Source organism: Planctomycetota bacterium, from assembly GCA_033763975.1.
GTDB lineage: Bacteria > Planctomycetota > Phycisphaerae > Phycisphaerales > UBA1924 > RI-211.
The window spans coordinates 1-15,848 of record JANRJM010000006.1 but is presented as its reverse complement, the minus strand read 5'-3'; the positions used below and the strand labels follow the sequence as shown (position 1 = coordinate 15,848).

The following is a 15,848-nucleotide window of genomic DNA, read 5'->3' as shown; positions in this document are numbered from 1 at the left end:
CGGGGCCCCCGTCATTGCAGCGCACCCGTCGTGAGCTTCAGGAACGCGTCCTCGAGCTTCACGTCCTCGGGCTGGAAGGCGTCGATCCGCGCCCCGCAGCCCACGAGCGCCTCGATGACGAAATGGTGCCCGTGCTGGCCGGGCGTCAGTTCGACGACGAGCGTCTGCCCGGCGTCGTCCCCCAGCACGCGCTGCACCCGCGCGTCGGTCGCGAACACCTCGCGCACCCGCGCCACGCCGGCGCCGCCGGGATCAAGGCGCACCGCGATGCGCTCCCCGTGCCCGGCCGCCTCGCGGGTGCGTGCGTACGCCTCGGCGATCGACCCGGCGTAGAGCAGGCGGCCGCGCTCGACGATCCCGATGCAGGTGCACATCTCGGCGAGCTCGGACAGGATGTGCGACGAGACCATGAGCGTCTTGCCCATGCGTCCCAGCTCCACCAGCAGCGATCGCATCTCGATGCGGGCGCGCGGGTCCAGCCCGCTCGCGGGCTCGTCCAGCAGCAGCACCTTGGGGTCGTGGATGAGCACGCGCGCCACGCCGAGGCGCTGCTGCATCCCGCGCGACAGGCTGTCGACCAGCGCGTCGCGCTTTTCCGTCAGGTCCGTCAGTTCCAGCACCTGCCCCACGATGGTGCGCCGCTTGATGCGGGGCAGGCGGAACGCCGCCGCGAAGAACTGCAGGTACTCGTCCACCGTCAGGTCGTCGTACACGCCCAGGAAGTCGGGCATGTAGCCGATGGCGGCCCGGATGTCGTCGGCGCGCGTCGCGATGTCCAGGCCGCAGACCTTCGCGGTCCCCGCGTCGGGCCGCAGCAGGCACGCGAGGATCTTCATGGTGGTGGACTTGCCGGCGCCGTTGGGCCCGATGAAGCCGAAGACCTCGCCCGGGCCGATGTCGAGCGTGAGGTCATGGAGCGCCGTCAGCGCCCCGAACCGCTTGGTGAGCCCGCGGGCCTCGATCATGGCAAGTCTCCGTCGAGAGGGGCGTCAGGGCGCAGCACCGCCCGGAGCAGCATGACGGTGCGCGGACGCGAGCCGGGCACGTCCAGCAGCCCGTCGTCGGGCATGTCGTGCGCCTCGAGCATCACGCACACCCACCCTCGCGCCAGGCGGCGATCGATGGCGTCGGTGCGATCGCGCACCAGCGGCAGGTCCAGGCATGTCCCCGGCCAGGTGCTGCCGGCCGGCCACACCGTCCGCGTCGGGGTGTCGCGCTCCCACTCGGCCGCCCGCGCCGATGGCGAGACAACCAGCGTGTTCGCGCGGACATTGTCCACGAGCACGCGTCCGCCCCGTTCGTCCTCGGCGGGGACGAGGTGCAGAGATGCGTGCCCCGCGTCGGTCACGAGGTGCGCCGACCGCAGCGCCGCGCCCTCGGGCAGCGGGCCGACCTCGACGGCGTATCCCGCCTTGGTCCGCGCGACGCGGACGGGCATCGGGAGAGAGGCGGGCATGCCGGGGCGCTGCTCGAGCAGCGTGCGGTACGTCCATTGCCCCTGCGACATGGGCCCTGGAATCCCGCCCCGCGTGGGCGTGCTCCGCACCCCGATGCGCAGCGGCGGGAACCCGGTGGCCGGCCCGCCGTGCTGGTACACCGGCGACACGCCCCGAAACCACGATCCCTCGCACGCGGGACGCCCGTCGATGGTGGGGGGCGCCGTCAGCAGCGGCTGCCCGGCGAAGACCCCCGTCAGCGCGGTCTCCCACGCGAAGGCGCCGCCCTCGGGCCCGTCGATCAGGTCGACCGCGCGCATCCGCGCGTTCACGGTCTCGCCCGAGCGGACGAGCACCGGCGCCAGGTAGGCCGTGCCGCCCGCCAGGCCGATCCACGTGATGGCGGTGAGCCAGTTCCAGCGGGCGCGCCGGCGCCGGCGCAGGAGCGCGTAGTCGACCGGGCCGAGCATCAGGCCCAGCAGCGCGATCGAGAGGCCGACGACGACGAACGCGCCGCTGCCGAAGGGGGGCACGATCGCGAGGGCGTCGAGCCCCGCGGACATCGCGTCCGCGGAGGGCGTGTCGGGCCCGGATCGCCCCGAGCCGAACCAGGCCCAGGGTTGCGAGGAATCGCCGTAGTTCGAATGGCTCGGCAGCACCTGCGCGCAGACATCCCGCCAGTGCGAACGTGTCCGGGAGGTATCGAGCGTCGGGTGCAGGCGCGCGGGGTCGATGCCCAGCAGGCCGACCATGCCCATGCCGACGGGCCCGGTCGCGCCCAGCCCGCGCGTCGGCCCCCCGCCCTCGAAAGGCCACAGGGTGCGCCACCCTTGGGCGAGGCCCGCTGGCGTGATGGTGATGGGGCGGGCCGTGCGAATGCCGGCGTCCGCGCCGCCCGAGGCCGCGTCGTTCGCGATCGATCCCTGCTCGAGCGTCACGGGCACGGCGCCCCCGACCTCCACGTGCCCCGCGCCGACGAACGTGCGCCAGGCGTCGCCGGCGGGCTCGAGCAGCACGATCAGACGCCCGCCCGCCTCGACCCAGGTGAGCAGCGCGTCCCGGCTGCGCCGGTCGGCGTCCAGGAGGTCGCGCTCGCGCGCGACGACCAGCGACAGTCCCTCGTACAGCATCCACGACATCGGCAGATCGGCGGCGCCGGCCGGCACCACGGTCGTCCGCGACCACGGGTCGGGCGGCGTGCTCGCGGGCATTACGGGCATCCCCGCGGGCGGCACGGGCGTGCCCACACCCGCGTCGGCCAGGCGCAGTGCCGCCAGATCATCGCCCACCGCCAGCACGAACCGCTCGGCCCCGTCGATCGACGGGAGCGGCTGGCTGCCCGCCGCCCCGGACCGGTCGAAATCGATCTGCTGGCGGAACCGCTCGCCCGTGAGCGTCACCCGCACGCTGTCGGTGTGAAAGGGCACGCACACGCCCAGTTCGTACGGCACCGTCTGGTTGGGCGTCGTCGCCACCGGCACCCACACCTGCGCCCGCTGCGTTGCATCCTGCGTGTACTCGATCGTCAGCGTGCCCGCGAACGCATCGGGCCCGCCCCGCACGTCCACCACCACCGGCGCCCAGCGCTCGCCCGGGATGATGGCGCCCCCCCAGCCGAGCCGGACCCGCGTGATCTCCGCCGGGGGCGACTCCTGCGCGTGCGCGCCCGCGGCCGACGCCGCCAGCAGGCCCAGTCCGATCGCCCGCGCGAACGCACGCGATGGACGAGGGCGGGTGATCACACGTGCACCTTGCGGTTGTACACGAACCACTCGACCAGGACGATGAGCAGGGCGCCCAGCAGCAAGAGCGGCCAGAGGCGTCGCGTGGCGCCGGCGCTGCCCGAGTCGCGCGCCGCGACCCGGTCGCTCGCGAGGTCGAGCACGTCGGTGGCGCCGATGTCGGACTCGGTGGGGTCGAACAGGTTGGCCGCGAAGTAGCGCGTGGGACGTTCTCCATCGCCCGCCAGGTCGGTGGGGCCCGCCGGGCCGCTCCAGGACAGCTCGTACACGCCGGTGCGCGAGACAGGCCCGTAGATGATGCGTCCGTCGCCGGCCGCCTGAAGGACTTGGGATTGTTCGTCCGGCGATTGCACCCGCGCGCCGGTCGAGCCGGGCGGCAGGCGGTCGGAGAAGACCGAGCCGGGCTGCACGGTGCGACCCGTCGCGCCCGCGCCGGTGTCGTCGGCCAGGTAGTTCACCGCCGACGCCATGAACACCACGAAGCTCACGTTGAAGGGCCAGTCGCTCTCCGCCACGTCGAACGGCACGACGACGCTGCGGACCTCGCCCGTCGAGGCGTCGAGGATGATCGGCCCGGCCTCGGAGAACGCGAGCGCCGTCGCCGGGCTTCCCTGCTCGAGCGACACCTTGCGCGTGCGTGCGATGTCGAGCCCGTCGAGGTTCACCGCGCGCAACAGGGGATGGTCACGCCGCCAGTCGATGATCGAGCCACTGCCGCCCGTGCCCAGGTCGCGGATGCCCGAGGGCGTCGCGCCCAGGCGCCCCGGCACCGAGCCGAAGATCAGGTACCGCCCCGGCGGGAGCACATCCACGGGCACCGCGGCGTCGATCGGCGCGGGCGGGGCCGCCTCGGGCCCGGGGGACGCCTCGGCCGGTGCGGCGGGCGCATCGCCCTCGGGTGCGGGCGCTGCCGGCGCGGCGGCCTGGGGCGCCGCCTTCGCGCCCTCCGGCAGGTACCCGTCCAGGATCACCACGTCGAACTCGCCCAGAGAACCGTCGGCCGCCCGCTCCTCGAACTCCTCGGGGCCGAACTCCGCCAGGCGCGACAAGGGCAGGCCCTGCAGCGCCGAGGTCAGGAAGAGATTGCCCCGCGCCGAGACCACCGCCACCGCCAGGCGCTTCGCGGGCGGCACGATCAGCCACCCGCGATTGTCCATCTCGAGCGAATCGGCCTCCAACGCCGCGCCCGTCGCCGGATCGCGCAGTCGCACCTGCACCACCGCCCCCGCGGACCGGTCGACGCTGAACACCACGCCCCCGACCCCGGGCGAGGCCCGCCCGGTGCGCTCGGCGACGGGCTGGGCCAGGCCCGCGGCGTTCGCGGCCTCGCGCTCGCGTGCCCCCGCCCGGGCCGCCTCGGGCGCCGAGAGCGACACGCCCTCGGTGCTCGCGCCCGCGATGGTCGTTGTCTTGATGCCCGAGCCCGCGTCGTCGATGAGCAGTTCGACGTCCACCGTGCGCGGGAGCGTCTGCGTGTTGATGAGCGACACGAACACGCTCAGCCTCGACGGGTTGTCGAACGAGCGTTCCGCGCGCATGCCCACGATCGCCACGTTGGCGGCGTCCGGCGTGCCCACGCGATGAAACTCGACGTGATCCTCCGGCCCCGGCGCGGTCCGCGAGGCGTCGGGGATCCGCCCGTCCGAGTACACGTGGATCGTGAACGGCTCGTCGCTCGTCAGCCCCGCGATCTCCTGCCCCTCGACCACGCGCCGGCGCTGCTGCGCCTTCGCCAGGCGGATGGCCTCCTCGATCGCGGTGGGGGCCTCGCTGGGCGTGATCTCCTCGATCGCGCGCCGCAGCGCGGCCTTGTCGGCCGTCAGTTGCTGGCGGATCTCCGCCTGGCTGTCGAACGCGATGACCATCGCCTGGTCCGCGCGGTCCTTCGCCAGCAGCCCGCCCTCGCGCAGCGATTCGACGAGCGCGAGCGCCTGCTCCTTCGCCACGTCGAGGCGGCTCGCCTTCTTCCCGCCCGCCAGCTCCTCGTCCTGCGCGCTCATCGACGCCGATCGGTCGATCAGGATCACGTGCCGCCGCCCGGTCATCACCTGGCTGGTGAGCTGCGGCTGGGCGAGCGCGACCAGCATCGCGCCCAGGATGAGCAGTTGGAGGAAGAGCAGGATGTTCCGCCGGAGGCGCTGGAACGGCGCGTTGGCCTGCAGGTCCTGGATCGCCTTCTTCCACAGCAGCGTCGTCGAGATCTCGACGTCGCGCCGGCGGAGCTTCAGGAAGTACAGAATGATGAGCGTCGGCACCGCGATCGACGCGGCGATGAGGCCGTACATCGGGGTGAGCCACGTCACGGGCGGCCTCCGCAGAGGGACCGAGCGAGCAAGCGAGACAGCGAAACAGGGGCCGATTCATGCCCGCTGGCGTGCGAAGTGCGAACGGTGCTCATACGCCGCCCTCCTTCAGTTCGAGCGCACGAATCAGGGCCTGGAGTATTCGCGCCTCCTCGTCGATCAACGCGCGGAGCTGCGGGTTGGGTGCGACGAGCGTGAGCCGTTCGGCGAGCTCGGCCTGCGTGCCGAGTTCGGCGATCGAGCCTCGCGCGACTCGCAGGAATCGAACGTAGTCCGCTCTGCTCTGGCGGGCGTAGCCCTCGGCGATGTTTGACGGTACGGACACCGCGGCCCGGCGCATCTGGGACACAAGTCCGTACCGCTCCGCCTCCGGGAGCGACCGGGTATGGTCGTACACGGCGATGGCCAGCTCCATACCCCGCTGCCACGCCACGAGATCACGGAATGTCCGGACCTTCGTGGTCGTCCGCGTCCGCCCTGTCTCGCTCGCTCGTTGCTTCGCTGTCTCGCTCACTTGACTACTCCCTTCTTGCGGAGGTAGTCGAGCACGAGCACGTCGACGGGCGTGTCGCTGCGGACGGTCATGTGCGTGAGTTCACGCCGGGCGCAGAACGACGCGAGCTGCCCGCAGTACGCCGCGAGGTTCGCCTTGTAGCGCTTGAGCAGCGGCGCCGAGATGGTGACCTCGGCGGTGTCGAGGTCCTCGACGTCGCGCAGGCGCAGGTCGCCGGTGAGGGGCGGGTCGACCTCCTGCGGGCTCAGCACCTGCATGACGTACACGTCGTAGCCGTGCCCGACGAGGCGGCGCAGGCCCTCTTCGTACCCTTCCTTGAAGAAGTAGTCGGAGAACACGAGCATCAGCCCCTTGCCCCGGCGCGTCAGCGCGATGCGCTCCGTCGCCTCGCGGAACGAGAAGTCGCCCTCGGGCGTGAGCGAGCAGACCCACTGCGCGAGATCGTGCACGCGCCGGCGCCCGCGCAGGTCGCGGATGTTCGAGACCACGCCCCCCGCCCCGGCGCCCATCGCCGTCGCCGACACGCGGTTGAGGTTCACGAGCCCCACGTACCCCAGCGCCATGACGGCCTTCTGCATGAACAGGAACTTGCCCGGCTCGCCGCAGTCCGCGCTTCCCGAGCAATCCAGCACCAGGTGCAGCGAGAGGTCTTCTTCCTCGAGGAACAGCTTCATGAAGATCTGGTCGAGCCGCGCGTAGATGTTCCAGTCGATGTGGCGGATGTCGTCGCCCGTCGCATACGGCCTGTGATCGGCGAACTCCACGCTCTGCCCGCGCTTCTTGCTCCGCCGCTCGCCCTTGAGCTTGCCGAAGAAGACCTTCTTGCTCGAGAGGTCCAGCGGGTCCAGCCGCGCAATGAGGTCCGGCGTGAGCAGGTCCTCGATCGACGACGGCCGGGTTGGGTTGGAAGTCTTCAGCATGCACAACCTGTTTCAACGCGAAGGCCGCGAAGGGCTCAAAGGGAGATGCCGTCCGAGGTTACTTTGTCGTGCCGGCCGTGCACGTCGGTCCGGGCCAGGGGAGATCGCTCATTGAAGACGCGTCGTAGCCCGTCCTTGAGGAGAACGAGCACATCGAGACGCTGGCCGCGCAGCGTCGTCGCCTTGTAGGGCACGGCAAGGTCGACCTGCTGATCCACGCGAAGTCCCGCGTCGCGTAGCTCGTACACCAGCGCGTCCTCGTACAAGCTCTCGAGCAGCCCCGGGCCGAGCACGCGATGCACTTCGATCGCGCGACCGATCACGGTGTGGCACGCCGCTTCAATATGCGCCGGGAGTTCCTTGTGCGTCAGGTTGCTCATGCCCACCTCGCCGCTTCTCGCCCGCTGTTTCTGGTTACCCACTCCGCGTTCCCGCTTCGCGTCTTCGCGGGCTTCGCGTTGAAACTCCTCACACCCGCACCGGCTCGGTCGGCGTCAGCTCCATGATCTGCTTCACCAGCACGTCCGGGTCCACGCGGTCCGCCTCGGCCTCGAAGTTCAGCAGCAGGCGGTGGCGCAGGCTCATCGCCGCGATCGACTGGATGTCCTTGAACCCCACGTGGTAGCGCCCCTCGATCAGCGCCTTGACCTTTCCCCCGAGCATCAGCGCCTGGGCCGCGCGGGGGCTCGCCCCGCAGCGCACGTACTTGTTCGTCGGCCCCCCGCTCCCGCCGGCGGCCATCTGCCCGCCCGGGTGCGTCGCGAGCACGAGCCGCGCGACGTACTCCTTGACGTGCGGCGCCACCACCGCCCCGCGCACGAGGTTCTGCATCGCGAGGATGCCGGGCGCGTCGAGCACCTTCGTCGCGTCGGGCGTCTTCTGCCCGGTCGTGCGGTCGAGGATCGTGATGAGGTCGCTGAGCCCGCTGTAGCCCACGACGATCTTGAAGATGAACCGGTCGAGCTGGGCCTCGGGCAGCGGGTAGGTGCCCTCCTGCTCGATGGGGTTCTGCGTCGCGAGCACGATGAACGGCTGGTCGAGCTTGTACGTCGTGCCCGCCGCCGTCACGCTCCGCTCCTGCATCGCCTCCAGCAGCGCCGACTGCGTCTTGGGCGTCGCGCGGTTGATCTCGTCGGCCAGCACGAGCTGCGCGAAGATCGGCCCGCGCTGGAACTCGAACCGCCGGCGCCCGGTCGCCGGGTCTTCGGTCACGATGTTCGTGCCGATCACGTCCGCGGGCATCAGGTCGGGCGTGAACTGGATGCGGCTGAAGGGCAGGCTCAGCGTCTGCGCCAGCGTGCGCACCAGGAGCGTCTTGCCCAGCCCGGGCACGCCCTCCAGCAGCACGTTGCCCCCCGCGAAGAGCGCGATCAGCACGCCCTCCACCACGCTCTCGTGCCCCACGACGATCTTGCCGACCTCGGCCTTGAGCGTCTGGAACGTCGCCCGGAACCGCTCGCACTCCGCCTTCACCTCGGCGGGGGTTTCCATCGTCATCTCGCGTTCGACCACGGCCATGGTGCACTCCTTCGCCGCTCGCGCCGGCGCCAGTCGGTCAGGTTCCCTGCTGCGGGCCCGCGCCCTCGTCGTCCATCCCCTCGCGTGCCTTCTGCTTCGCCTTCATGAGCCGCCCCAGCCCCTCGCCGGGCTGCGCGCCCGCGTCGCGGGGCGGGGGTGGTGGCGTGAGGGGCGTCACGCGCGCGTCGGCCCCGCCCATCACGATCGGGGCCGCCGCCTGCTGCGCCTGCGCGGGCGTCGCCTCGAACTTCACCCCGCTCAGGCGCTGCGCCTTGCGGACGTCGCGCACGGCGCCCGCGGCGGCCTCGTCGGGGCGCAGGTCGCCCGCGCTCCCGCCCGAACGCTGCTGCATCTTCGCGCGGGCCTGCTCGCGGGCCGCCCGCAGCGAGCCCACGTGGGCCGCGTCCTTCGACGTCGACTTCGACGCGCCCCGCGCCACCGCCCGCCACATCGCGACGAGGTCGATCCGCACCCGGCGCACGCCCACGTCCATCAGGAACAGGGTGATCGCCAGCACCGCCACCCACAGCCAGATCGCCCGCAGCGCCACCGGCACCCGGAGCCCCTCGCGCAGCCACAGGTCCTCGGCGCGGGGGTCGCCCGTCAGTACGCGCCCGCCCGTCAGTTCCGCCACCTGGCGCAGCAGGGGCGTGTTGTCCTCCAGCGTGCGGTACTCGTCGGCGTACGGGCGCGTCACGGCCGCCTGCACGCTCCCCTCCAGCACGCCGTCCTGCTGCGTCGGGTCCGGGGCGGCGTAGCGCAGGCTGACGACGTACGACCCCGGCCGATCCGTCTGCACCACGCCCTGATAGCGTCCGGGCCCCACCTGATTCAGGTCGACATCAATCCCGCGCCCGTCGGGGAGCGCGAGGCGCCCCTTGAACGTCGCGAAGTTGAGGCGTTCGCCCGCCGCGTCGAGCGCCTCCACGATGATCACCGTCTGGTCGCCCCGGTTCTCGGTCACGACACGCACGTTCGCCGACCCGCCCGGGCGCATCACCCAGCGCAGATGCTGCTCCCAGAACTGGCGGTAGCTGGGCCACGAGATCCACGCGGCGTTCCAGCGGCTTGTCGCGTCGCTCGTGTACGTCACGACCTTGCCCAGCCCGTGCTGCCACTGCGCGAGGATCGGGTCGCCCTCCTTGCCCTTCAGCGAGACCAGCGCCAGCCCTTCGCGCTCCGCCGCCACCACGTACCCGCTGATCGGCGGCACCTGCGTCAGCCCGCGCATCGCCTCCCCGCCCGGCAGGATCTGCGGCGTGAAGGGCGTGCCCTCCCAGATCAGGCTCCGGCGCACGGTCTGTGCTTCCTTCACGAAGATCTCGGGCACCGTCGCCAGCCCCGCCTGCGTGTTGATGTGGTAGTGCCGCCCGCCCGTGTACCGGCTGATCTGCTGCATGCGGCTCGTGTCGGCCCCGCTGTGCGGGAACACGCCCACCGTGCTGATCGTGATCTTCCTCTGCACGTACCTGTCGAGCAGCGCCGTGCTGGGGATCGACGGGTCGCCGTCGCTGATCATGATGACGTGGCGCTGCCCGGCGTCGGCCTTGCTCAGCCCCTCGTACGCCAGCTCGATGCTGGGCGTGAAGTCCGGCATGTCGCCGAACATCAGGTTGTTGATCGCGCGCTTGGCCCTGGTGCCGTCGCCCCGCGGGCCCAGCGGGAGCACCCAGTCCGTCCCGCCGCCCCACCCGTACTCGATGATCCCGATCAGGTCGAGGCGCGAGAGCGAGTTCACCGCCGCCTCGCTGACCTTCTTGCCCAGGAACGTCCCCTCGGGCGCTTCCACCGAGTGCACCACGAGCACCAGCGCGCCCCGGGGCATCTGGCGCTTCTGGGGCGGGTCGAGCTTGATCGGTAGCGCGTCCTCGATGGGCGAGCCGATCCACCCGCCCGCGCCGAACGAGTCCGGTCCGCCCACCATGAGCAGCCCGCCCCCCGTGTCGTGCACGTACTGGCGCAGGTCTTCCTGGAACTTCTGCGTGAACCCGTACGCCGCCTGGTTCACCAGCACCACCGCGTCGTACGCGTTGAGGTCCGTCAGCGACGTGGGGACCTGCTCGGCGGTGCGCACGTCGGCCTTGATCTTCGCCCCCGCCATCGCGTCCAGCAGGTACCGCGCCTCTTCCGGCTGCTCCGCGAGCACCAGCACCTTGCCCTCGCCCGACACGAACGTCACCGCCTGCCCGCGGTTGTTCTCCGCGACCGAGTCGCCGATCGCCCGCCCGCCCCGGGCCTCGGGCTCGAAGACCGCCTCGAACCGCTGCGGGCCCGTCGAGATGGCCTTCACCGGCACCGACAGCACGTTGGGCCCCGCCTTGAGCACCACCCGCGCACCCAGCGACGGGCCTTCGGGGTCCAGGTCCACCGGCTCGCCGTTCATCAGGATCGTCAGCAGCCCGCGCGCGGGCGTCACCGCCTGCAGCACCACGCGCAGGTTCAGCGTCTCTCCCTCGCGCGCGCTCGCCGGCGCCACCAGCCGGTCGACGATCACTTCTTCGTCGTACCGGTACTGCAGCGGGAGCACGTCGATGGGCACCCCCAGCGCCTTGGCCGTCTCCGCGACCTGCAGCACGTTCCCCGCCGTCTGGATCCCGTCGGAGGCGAGCAGGATCCGCGTCGCGGCGTCGGTCGGCTTCACGGCCAAAGCCAGGCGCACCCCCGCCGCCAGGTCCGTCCCGTCCAGCGGGCCCAGGTGCTGGCGCTCGACCTCACGCGTCAGGCGGCTGGGCAACGCCTGCACGAAGGAGCTCTTCGCCGTCGTGATGACCCCCAGCCGGTCGTCGCGCCGGTCCTGCCCCTCGAGCGCGCCGCGGATGTACGACTCGACCTCCGTCTGCTTGCTCGAGGGCACGCTCTCGCTGGAATCCACCACCGCGATTACCGCGACGTCCTTGGACTCACGGCGCCAGTGTGGCTCGGCCATCGCGCCCACGATCAGCACCACCACCAGCAGCCGGATCGCCAGCGCCGCCCAGCGCGTCACGGGCCCCAGGCCCGACAGGCTCTTGCGCGCCATGAGCAGCACCAGCGCGCACGCCACCGGCGCCAGCCAGAGGAAGACCGGCTCGTCGAACTGCACCGGTCCCAGCGCCAGCGATGCCAGCGTCGCCATGTGCATCAGCGGCTTCCCCCCACGGACCACATCGACCGCCCCGGCGCCGTGATGCTCTGCACGCGGTTGTTCCCCGAATCCAGCACCAGCAGACGCGTCCCCGCGACCGCGACCCCCCACGGCGACGCGAGTTCGCCCGGCGACCGCCCCGCACGACCATAGATCCCCAGGCTCGCGCCCGTGCGCAGATCGAACCGCTGCAGCCGGTTCCCGCCGAACTCGCTCACCATCACGCTCCCGTCCGAGAGCACCACGCCCGCGTACGGATACTTCATCTCTCCCGGCCCGTTACCGATCCCCAGCCCCACCTGCCCCAGGTACGTGCCGTCCAGCGCATGACGCGCCAGCCGGTGGTTGCACGCGTCGACCACCACGAGTTCCGTCCCGTCGGCGCCCAGGAACAGCGACTGCGGGCGGTTGAAGCGGCCCTCGCCCGCGCCCGGCTCGCCGAACGCGAACAGGAACGTGAACCTGGTCTCGTGCCCGGGCGTCTCGCCCACCGCCGGCTCGAACACGCTCACGCGGTCGTTCCCGCCGTACTCCGCGACGTACAGCCGCTTGATCCCGCGACCGTCGTCGGTCGGCAGGACGCACACGTCCGTGGGATAGATGAACTGCCCGTCCTCCTCGCCGTACGAGCCGAAGCTGGCGAGCACCAGGCCGTGCGCGTCGGACATCTCGCCGGGCGGCGCGATCCCCGCGGGGTCGTACACCATGACGCGGTGGTAGTGGGTGTCGGCGATGATGATCCGCGTCGGCCCGCCGGCGGGGGGCGTCCAGACCGTGACGCCGGTGGGCTTGCCGTTCTGCCACTCGGGCATGCGCCACCCGCCGACACACTCGCCGGTGCGCACGTCGATCTTCTGCACGCGCGCCAGTTTGTCGATGACCCAGGCGTGCGTCTGGGTCGCGTCCAGGCACCTGGGGTACGAAAACTGGCCGGGCGCGTCCCCCGCCTCGCCGTAGAGCGCCACCACGTCGAGCAGATCGCCGTCGGGCGTGCCCCCGCACCCGCCGGACAGCGCCGCGAGCGCCCCGGCGAACGCCGCCAACGCGCGTCCCCGCACCGCGGCAGCCCGCCTCGCCGCCGCCCAGGTTGCCCGCGCCGTCATCATGCAGACTCCGGGGGGATGGTACTGCGACGGGCGACGCAAGGATGCGGGGCGAGCCGTGCCGCCACGAGCGCTCCCAGCCCGCCCGCGACGCCTCCCAGCGCCAGCAGCCACACGACCGCCGCGGCGAGATCGTCAAGCCGCGAGAAATGAAGGTAGCCGAGCATGATCTGCGCAAAGCTCGGCGTGCCCGGCGGCTGGAGCAGCACGCCCGTCTCGATCTCGTGCAGGCTGAGGCACGCGATCGCCGCGCCCACGCCCGCCGCCGCCATCGCACGCCCGCGCACGACGACCCGCAGGAACCCGCCCAGCCCGCCCTGCCCGTCGATGGCGCGCAGGTCGCGCTCGCTCGCGCGCTCCGTCCCCGCCAGCAGCACGCCGATGACCACGCCGATCGCCCCGAACCGCACGACATGGGCGAACGCCGGCGCGAACGGGCTCTCGAGCAGCGCGTCCCAGCCCGTCCACGCCGTCGACAGCGCCTGCCCGACCAGCACCCCGGGCGTGAGCGCACCCACGAACCACACGATCCCGGCCGCCCGCACCACCCGCCGGGCCCCGCCCCCGCCGACCGACAGCGCGATCCACACGCCCACGCACAGCGCGCCGCCCAAGATCCCGGCGATCGCCGCGGTCACCGTGCTCGCGCCCAGCGCCGCGCCCGAGAGCGTCCAGAAATCCAGCAGCGGGCGCAGACTCGTCAGGCTCCCGGCCATCAGCCCCGCCGGCACCGCCGTCGAGAGCACCACCAGCCCCCAGAACCAGGCCGCGGCCCCGCTCGCCGGGCCGAGCGCTCCCGCCGGCTCCTCACCCCCCGGCATGCGCACGCGCGCCACCGTGCCGCCCAGCCACACCGCCCCGCCCACGCCCAGCACCAGCAGAGGCCACGACGCCGCCCACGCCGCAGGACTTCCCGGCGAAGTAGTGAGTTCCAGCCACACCCGCACGCTGTAGGTGGGGGCCTGCGCGAGGTGCAGGGGCACCGCCGAGCCGGCCATGAGCAGCGCGATCACGCCGACGCTTGCCGCGGCCTGCGCCCGCACCATCCGCACGACGTGCCACGCCCGGCGCCCGCGCCCGGGCACGTCGAGACGCAGGGAATCGAGCGCCTCGCGCGGGATCGCGCGGACGCCCCACGCGACGATCAGCGCGGCCAGGGGCCACGCCCACAAGGCCAGCCCGCCCGCCGCGACCACCCGCCCGGCGAGCACGGGGAGATTGGTCCACCCGCGCTCGGCCGCCCGCGCGATGAGGTCGCCGGTCCAGGTTCCCGGCGCCCGGGCGAGCCCGTACGCCGCGTACGACAGGAACGACGGGAAGAGCATCGTGAGCCCGCCCGCCCACCACGCCGCACGCCCGCCGCGCCGGCCGAGCCACCACCCCGCCGGGAGCGCGAGCGCGGTGGCGAGTACCGCGACCCCCACGCACCACGCGCCGGTGGTGAGCAGCAGCCCGGCCGAGGGCGTCAGCGACGCGCTCGTCACGCGGCCGGACGTCACGCCTCCGACCAGCGACCTCGCCACCCCGAACGCGGGGAGCGCGACGAACGCCACCCCGCCCAGCAGCACGCCCCACGCCGCGACCAGCCCCACGCCCGAGGGCGCGGCGTTGCGATCCGATTCGACCTGCCGCAGCGGGATGGTCACGCGTGTGCTTCGCCTGCCAAGGTTCGGGCTCTACACGGGCGATTCAAGGCCGACTCGCCCACGGTATCATCGTGACCCCATGACGGCCCGCGCCGCAACCCCCCGCCCGACCACGCGCGCCCGCGCGTCGGGCCCCGCGCGCGCCGGATCGGTGCACGCCGCCCGCCTCCGCCGCCTCGCGAGCGCCCTCGCCGCCCACGACTGCGACTGGGTGCTCGTCACCAATCCGCTCGACGTGGCGTACCTCACCGGGTTCCTCGGCGGGGATTCCTACCTCCTCGCCGGACAGCGCGAGCGTGTCATCATCTCCGACTTCCGGTACGAGGAAGAACTCGTCCCCGTTCGCGCGCTCGCCCGCGTGCACATCCGGCGCGAGCCCATGGTCCGGGCCGTCGCCGGCCTCCTCGCCGACCGCTCGATCCGGCGCGTCGCGATCCAGGCCGAGACCGTCACCCTCGCGTCGCGCGATGCCCTCGCCGAGGCGGCGGGCGCGGGCGTCACGCTCGTGCCCGTGCGCGACCTCGTCGCCCCGCTCCGCGCCGTCAAGGACGAGACCGAGGTCCGCGCCATCCGCGCCGCCGCACGCATCCAGGAGCAGGCCCTGCTCGCCGTGCTCCCCACCATCCGCCCCGGGCAGACCGAGCTCGAAGTCGCGGCCCGCATCGAGGCCGAGATGAAGACCCGCGGCTCGAGCGCGCCGGGTTTCGAGACCATCGTCGCGGCCCGGGCCAACGGCAGCCTCCCGCACTACCGCCCGCACAAGGTCAAGCTCGCCGCCAACCGCCCGCTGCTCATCGACTGGGGCGCGGTGGTCGACGGCTACCACAGCGACATGACCCGCACGTTCTCGCTCGGGCGCTGGCCCGCCCCCATCCGCGAGATCTACGACGTCGTGCTCGACGCCCACCGCGCCGCCGCCGCCGCCCTCGCCCCCGGGCGAACGACGCGCGAGATCGACGCGATCGCCCGCGGGTACATCTCGCGCCACGGGTACGCCGAGCGGTTCGGGCACGGGTTGGGGCACGGGCTGGGCTTCAACGCGCACGAAGAGCCGTTCCTCTCGCACATCGCCGCCGCGACGACCCTGCGCGAAGGGATGGTCGTGACGATCGAGCCGGGGATCTACCTGCCGGGCGTCGGGGGCGTTCGCCTCGAAGACGATTACCTCATCACGGCGCGCGGCGCCGAGAACCTCTGTTCGCTCCCCCTCGACGCGGGGTGGGCCACTCTGTAGCCTCGCGCACCGACGGTGCGCGTCTGCGTGGAACCATCAGACATGATCGACATCGCCAAACTCAAGGAACTCGTGGCGCTCATGACCGCCAACGACCTCACCGAGGTCGAACTCACCGACGAGAAAGAAGGCGTGAGCATCAAGCGGGGGTCGCCCGCCGCGGCCCCCATCGTGCACTACGCCGCCGCGCCCCCCGCCGCCGCGCCCCAGGCCGGCCCCGCCGCCCCGGCGCCCGCAGCCCCCGCCGCCCCGCCCGCGGCCAGCGGACCCGCGATCGAGAGCCCCATGGTCGGCACCTGCTACCTGGC

The 15,848-nt window shown here is 72.5% G+C and carries 12 protein-coding genes; 2 read left to right on the top strand and 10 right to left on the bottom strand.

From position 1 onward, the window contains the following. Positions 1 to 11 precede the first annotated feature (11 nt). The 10 genes from SFY69_03475 to SFY69_03430 form a co-directional block, all read right to left on the bottom strand. On the bottom strand, positions 12 to 965 hold the full coding sequence (locus SFY69_03475; protein ID MDX2131097.1) for an ABC transporter ATP-binding protein: 954 nt from the start codon (positions 963 to 965) through the stop codon (positions 12 to 14). Then, entirely contained in the window at positions 962 to 3,178 is a 2,217-nt protein-coding gene (locus SFY69_03470) for a hypothetical protein (protein MDX2131096.1), read from the bottom strand. The genes SFY69_03475 and SFY69_03470 overlap by 4 nt, the downstream gene beginning before the upstream one ends. Continuing rightward, positions 3,175 to 5,481: a BatA and WFA domain-containing protein gene (locus SFY69_03465; GenBank protein ID MDX2131095.1), complete on the bottom strand. Its 2,307-nt coding sequence runs from the start codon at positions 5,479 to 5,481 to the stop codon at positions 3,175 to 3,177. The genes SFY69_03470 and SFY69_03465 overlap by 4 nt, the downstream gene beginning before the upstream one ends. A gap of 91 nt (positions 5,482 to 5,572) precedes the next feature. Beyond that, positions 5,573 to 5,995 carry a four helix bundle protein gene (locus SFY69_03460; protein MDX2131094.1) on the bottom strand — a complete coding sequence of 141 codons (423 nt, stop codon included), beginning with the start codon at positions 5,993 to 5,995 and terminating at the stop codon, positions 5,573 to 5,575. Further along, positions 5,992 to 6,915: a DUF58 domain-containing protein gene (locus tag SFY69_03455; protein ID MDX2131093.1), complete on the bottom strand. Its 924-nt coding sequence runs from the start codon at positions 6,913 to 6,915 to the stop codon at positions 5,992 to 5,994. The genes SFY69_03460 and SFY69_03455 overlap by 4 nt, the downstream gene beginning before the upstream one ends. Positions 6,916 to 6,950: 35 nt before the next feature. Beyond that, positions 6,951 to 7,295: a GxxExxY protein gene (locus SFY69_03450; protein ID MDX2131092.1), complete on the bottom strand. Its 345-nt coding sequence runs from the start codon at positions 7,293 to 7,295 to the stop codon at positions 6,951 to 6,953. A gap of 88 nt (positions 7,296 to 7,383) precedes the next feature. Beyond that, complete coding sequence (locus tag SFY69_03445; protein ID MDX2131091.1) at positions 7,384 to 8,406, bottom strand: MoxR family ATPase; 1,023 nt, start codon at positions 8,404 to 8,406, stop codon at positions 7,384 to 7,386. A 64-nt stretch (positions 8,407 to 8,470) separates the two neighbouring features. Further along, positions 8,471 to 11,554, bottom strand: coding sequence for a glutamine amidotransferase (locus SFY69_03440; protein ID MDX2131090.1), 3,084 nt, complete (start codon positions 11,552 to 11,554; stop codon positions 8,471 to 8,473). Continuing rightward, positions 11,554 to 12,660, bottom strand: coding sequence for a hypothetical protein (locus tag SFY69_03435; protein MDX2131089.1), 1,107 nt, complete (start codon positions 12,658 to 12,660; stop codon positions 11,554 to 11,556). The genes SFY69_03440 and SFY69_03435 overlap by 1 nt, the downstream gene beginning before the upstream one ends. Next, entirely contained in the window at positions 12,660 to 14,306 is a 1,647-nt protein-coding gene (locus SFY69_03430) for a hypothetical protein (GenBank protein ID MDX2131088.1), read from the bottom strand. Before SFY69_03430 ends, SFY69_03435 begins: the two co-directional genes overlap by 1 nt. Before the next feature lie 79 nt (positions 14,307 to 14,385). Here SFY69_03430 and SFY69_03425 point away from each other — a divergent pair, with 79 nt between their 5' ends. Further along, positions 14,386 to 15,540, top strand: a complete 1,155-nt coding sequence (locus SFY69_03425) for a Xaa-Pro peptidase family protein (protein ID MDX2131087.1) — start codon at positions 14,386 to 14,388, stop codon at positions 15,538 to 15,540. Positions 15,541 to 15,582: 42 nt separating this feature from the next. Continuing rightward, positions 15,583 to 15,848 (top strand): acetyl-CoA carboxylase, biotin carboxyl carrier protein (locus SFY69_03420; GenBank protein ID MDX2131086.1); only part of this gene is annotated, 266 nt, incomplete at its 3' end.

Coding starts and splice junctions, on each gene's coding strand:
- SFY69_03440 (MDX2131090.1), bottom strand. CDS start 11,554: ATGCACATGGCGACGCTGGCATCGCTGGCGCTGGGACCGGTGCAGTTC.
- SFY69_03475 (MDX2131097.1), bottom strand. CDS start 965: ATGATCGAGGCCCGCGGGCTCACCAAGCGGTTCGGGGCGCTGACGGCG.
- SFY69_03435 (MDX2131089.1), bottom strand. CDS start 12,660: ATGACGGCGCGGGCAACCTGGGCGGCGGCGAGGCGGGCTGCCGCGGTG.
- SFY69_03450 (MDX2131092.1), bottom strand. CDS start 7,295: ATGAGCAACCTGACGCACAAGGAACTCCCGGCGCATATTGAAGCGGCG.
- SFY69_03445 (MDX2131091.1), bottom strand. CDS start 8,406: ATGGAAACCCCCGCCGAGGTGAAGGCGGAGTGCGAGCGGTTCCGGGCG.
- SFY69_03455 (MDX2131093.1), bottom strand. CDS start 6,915: ATGCTGAAGACTTCCAACCCAACCCGGCCGTCGTCGATCGAGGACCTG.
- SFY69_03425 (MDX2131087.1), top strand. CDS start 14,386: ATGACGGCCCGCGCCGCAACCCCCCGCCCGACCACGCGCGCCCGCGCG.